Annotated in this window: 1 protein-coding gene; it reads right to left on the bottom strand. The window is 59.0% G+C overall.

All coding sequences use genetic code 11. The annotated features are described in order from the left end of the window. Positions 1-757, bottom strand: a 757-nt coding sequence (locus NP589_RS21590) for an XdhC family protein (protein WP_256608814.1), incomplete at both ends; no start/stop codon positions are given.

Below are 757 nucleotides of genomic sequence, written 5' to 3'. Positions count from 1 at the left end.
ACCGGGCCGAATACCCGCTCGTTGATTAGCGCGGCACCGTCGCCCAGGCTTTGCAATAGCCGTTGCTTGCGATGCGCCGGCCCCAGCAAGCCGATAAACGGCACCCGACAATGCACGATGGCTTGCAAGTAGCGTTGGTCGTATTCGACGTTGTGGGTCATCATCATGATGGCGTTGAAGCGATGCAAATCCAGTTGCGCCGCGACCTGTTCCGGGGTCAGATGCAAAAGCTGATCGGCCAATGGAAAGCGCTCCGGTTTGATATGCGCAGGCCGGTGATCGACCAAGGTCACGCGCCAACCCAAGGACTTGGCGCAATTGACCAGCGGTATCGCGTCGGCGCCGGCGCCGAATATCAGCAACTGCCAGGGCGGTTGCACCGGGTCGTAAAATGCTTTGATTTCCTGGCCGTCGAGCTGATGGGTTTCGATGCGCGGTTTTTGTTGCAAGGCCGTTTGCAGTGCAGCCGTGGCAAACGGAAACGGCGCACTGGGCAAGATCGGCTGCTCGCCGGCGAGGGCTGCCGGCAAAAACTGGCTGCGACCGGCCGGAAAATCCGCGTGCGCGGAATCGAACACCGTCACCAATACCCCATGAGACTGGGCTTCGGCGGCCTCGACCAGCAAATTCAACGGACTGAAATCCTGCCCGGCTGATAACAATTGCAACAACACCCTAACCGCGCCGTTACAACCCAGGCCCAAACCCCAGATCGCATCTTCCCCGGAACGCATATCGTAAAACAACGTTTTGGCAT

This window comes from Methylomonas rosea, assembly GCF_024505055.1.
Lineage (GTDB): Bacteria > Pseudomonadota > Gammaproteobacteria > Methylococcales > Methylomonadaceae > Methylomonas > Methylomonas rosea.
Note: the sequence above shows the minus strand (reverse complement) of the source record. Positions and strands in the feature narration are given on the sequence as shown.